Below are 3,308 nucleotides of genomic sequence, written 5' to 3'. Positions count from 1 at the left end.
GCCAACGTGTTCGCGCGCACGCTCGGGCTGCCGACCGACCCGGCCGAGGCGGTGCAGCGGATCCTGGCCGCGGCGGACTCGGGGACCTGGCGCACCATCGGGCTCGGGCTCGCCGGGGACCGCTATTTCACGTTCAGCGCCGGCCTCGGCGTCGACGCCGAGGTCGTCGCGGACGTCGACCGGCGGCGCGCCAAGGGCAGGCGGGCGTCGACGATGCTGTACCTGCGAATGGGGCTGCGCCGGTACTACGGGACCGACCGGCGCCACCCGGCCCTCACCCTGACCACCCCTGGCCAGCCGCCGGTGACCGGGCTGTTCATGGGCGTGGTCACCAACAGCTCACCGTGGACGTACCTCGGCAGTCATCCGGTCCGGCCGGCGCACGCCGACTTCAGCTCAGGCCTCGACCTGTTCGCGCTGCGCCGGATGCGCACCCTGTCGACGCTGGCGGCGCTTCGCCATATGATGCACACGCCCAGCGAGCTGCCGTCGGTCCGCGATGTGGTCAGCGCGGCGGCGCTGACCGAACTGGCACTCGAGGCGGACCGCCCGATCGCATTTCACATTGACGGCGAGTACCAGGGGGAAACTGAGGGTGTTTCCTTCCGCTTTGTCCCCGAAGCACTTTGTGTCGTCGCGTGACCCAGCGCACTTTGGTGTGATCGATCTGACACCAAATTCGTAATACTCGTTCGCCGCGCCCCCTTGCGTTGGCTCTGCCCTGTTGAGAGGCTAGATCTCGTGCCTGGGGAGTGGCGTCCCGCCGGGGTATTGAGCGTGGCCGACACGGGTGCGTCACCCTTCGGAGCGTGTCCGGGCTCACCCTGATGCCCGGGCGCAATCAACTCGGCACTAGCAAAGATCGGGAATAAGGAACTGTTCCCGACATTTCGCATAGCTCGTGAAAAGCTTCACAAGCACTGAGTGGCGTGTGGCGGCCAGCATCGATGACCAGCCGCGACGCCGAGAAGGAGTGAGCACCATGGACTGGCGTCACGTCGCCGCCTGTCGTGAGGTAGATCCTGAGCTGTTCTTCCCGATCGGGAACAGCGGGCCTGCGCTCCTCCAGATTGAAGAAGCCAAACAGGTCTGCCGGCGCTGCACGGTGCTCGAGGATTGCCTCCGCTGGGCCATCGACAGCGGCCAGGACGCCGGGGTGTGGGGCGGCATGAGCGAGGACGAGCGGCGGGCGGTCAAGCGCCGCACGGTCCGGCTGCGCGCGCGGGCCCACGTCTGACGCGTCTTTCGCCCCGTGTTCGCCGTCAGCGCGGGCCCGGTTCGTAGCGGACGGGCAGGTCGACGACCGCCACGGTACCTCCACCGGGCCGGGGAGCGATGCTCAGCCGCCCGCCAAGCTCGCCCACGACAAGCGTTCGTACGATCTGAAGTCCCAGGCTCGAGGTGTTCTCCAGGTCGAAGCCCGGCGGGATCCCCGCGCCGCTGTCGCTCACGGTTACCGTTAGCTGCTCTGGCGCCCGCGCGGCCAGCACCTCGATGATCCCGTCCGCGCAGGCGCGCGGCCCCAGCGCTCCGAACCCATGCTGGAGCGCGTTCTGCAGCAGTTCGGTGAGCACCATCGCGAGCGGCGTGGCCACCGACGCGGGCAGCATCCCGAACTGGCCGGTGATCTTCGGCGTCACCCGCGTCTCTGGCGACGAAACCTCCCCGGCCATCATGGCGACCCGGTCCGCGATGTCGTCGAAGTCCACGATCTCTTCCGGCGCGTGCGACAGGGTCTCGTGCACGATCGCGATGGAACCGACCCGGCGGACCGCCTCCTCGAGCGCGGCCCGCGCCTCGGGCGCCTGCAGCCGCCTGGCCTGCAGCCGCAGCAGCGCCGCCACCGTCTGCAGGTTGTTCTTCACCCGGTGATGGATCTCCCGGATGGTGGCTTCCTTGGTGAGCAGCTCGCGCTCCCTGCGGCGCAGCTCCGTGACGTCCCTGACCAGGACCAGCGCGCCGGTCCGCTGGCCCGCCACCACCAGCGGGATAGAGCGCAGCTGGACGACCGCGCCGTTGCCGTCGATCTCCGTCTCCTTGGGCGCCCGGCCCCTCGCGACAAGCATCAGCGACTCGTCGACCGGCTCACCCGCGGCGCCGAGCTGCGCGGTCGCGGCGCCGAGGTCCGCCCCGATGAGGTCCGCGGCGAGTCCTAGCCGACGGTACGCCGACTGGGCGTTCGGGCTGGCGTAGGTGACCCGGCCCGCGCTGTCGAGCCGCAGCAGGCCGTCGCCCACCCGCGGCGAGCGGACCAGGGTCGTGTCATGCCCGGGATACGGGAACGTGCCCTCCGCCACCATCCGCGCCAGGTCGTCGGCGCCCTGCAGGTAGGTGAGCTCGAGACGGCTGGGTGTGCGCGCGGAGTTCAGGTTCGTCGACCGCTCGATGACGGCGATCACATCGCCGTTCCTGGTCACCGGGATGGCTTCGGCGCGCACCGGCACGCCGCTCGTCCAGTCCGGGTCGCTCTCCCGCCAGATGCGCCGCTCAGTGCGCGCCGTGTCCAGCAGCGGCCGCCGCCCCTGGCCGATCTGGGTCCCCACCACGTCGTCGGGGAACGAGGTGGGCCCGGTCGTCGGCCGCATCTGCGCGACCGCCACCCAGCCGGAGCCCGCCGCGCCCGCGGGCACCCGCATCGGCACCCACAGGATCAGGTCGGCGAACGACAGGTCGGCGAGCAGCTGCCAGTCGGACACCAGCGAGTGCAGCCACTCCACGTCGGCGGCCGAGAGGGTGGTGTAGTTCCTGGCGAGGTCGGTAAGCGTGGGCACTGTTCCATTTTGACACGCGCCGGCCAGGTGAAATTTCCTCATCAGAGCATGAGCTGGCATTATGCGCCCATGCAGGGCTCCGCTCACCCCACGTTCGATCCGCTCGCCGGGCTGCGCACGGCCGCGGCCGCGCGCGAGGCCGCTGGCCTGCGGCGATACCTCGTGCCGCGCGCCGCAGGCGAGGCCACACTGGACCTGGCGTCCAACGACTACCTCGGGCTGTCCGGCGACGCCAGGCTCGCCGAGGCGGCGGCCGAGGCAGCGCGCGTCTGGGGGACAGGGGCTACCGGGTCCCGGCTGGTGACCGGCACTACGGCGCTGCACGCCGAGCTCGAAGCGGAGCTGGCCGAGTTCACCGGCGCGGCGGCGGCGCTCGTGTTCTCCTCCGGCTACCTGGCCAACCTCGCCGTCGTGACCGCGCTGACCGGCGCGCTGAGCGGCGACGGCGTGCTCATCGTGTCCGACGAGCGGAATCACGCCTCGCTCGTCGACGCGTGCCGGCTCGCGCGCCGCCCCGGCGTGCGCGTCCTGGTGACC

At 70.8% G+C, this 3,308-nt stretch carries 4 protein-coding genes; 3 read left to right on the top strand and 1 reads right to left on the bottom strand.

Annotated features, from left to right (window positions below):
- Both WA805_RS28175 and WA805_RS28170 read left to right on the top strand, forming a co-directional pair.
- The coding region (locus WA805_RS28175) for a diacylglycerol/lipid kinase family protein (RefSeq protein WP_425243838.1) at positions 1–642 on the top strand (642 nt) is incomplete at its 5' end.
- A gap of 340 nt (positions 643–982) precedes the next feature.
- Positions 983–1,237: a WhiB family transcriptional regulator gene (locus WA805_RS28170; protein WP_422290886.1), complete on the top strand. Its 255-nt coding sequence runs from the start codon at positions 983–985 to the stop codon at positions 1,235–1,237.
- 25 nt (positions 1,238–1,262) lie between these two features.
- On the opposite strand, the gene WA805_RS28165 is transcribed toward WA805_RS28170, so the two are convergent.
- Complete coding sequence (locus WA805_RS28165) at positions 1,263–2,771, bottom strand: sensor histidine kinase (RefSeq protein WP_422339278.1); 1,509 nt, start codon at positions 2,769–2,771, stop codon at positions 1,263–1,265.
- Positions 2,772–2,840: 69 nt separating this feature from the next.
- Here WA805_RS28165 and WA805_RS28160 point away from each other — a divergent pair.
- The coding region (locus WA805_RS28160; RefSeq protein ID WP_425243837.1) for an aminotransferase class I/II-fold pyridoxal phosphate-dependent enzyme at positions 2,841–3,308 on the top strand (468 nt) is incomplete at its 3' end.

Source organism: Trebonia sp. (assembly GCF_049794275.1).
Taxonomy (GTDB): domain Bacteria; phylum Actinomycetota; class Actinomycetes; order Streptosporangiales; family Streptosporangiaceae; genus Trebonia.
This window is presented reverse-complemented; position numbering and strand designations above follow the sequence as displayed.

Excerpts from the sequence above, each read along its gene's own strand:
- WA805_RS28170 (WP_422290886.1), top strand. The coding sequence starts at position 983 with ATGGACTGGCGTCACGTCGCCGCCTGTCGTGAGGTAGATCCTGAGCTG.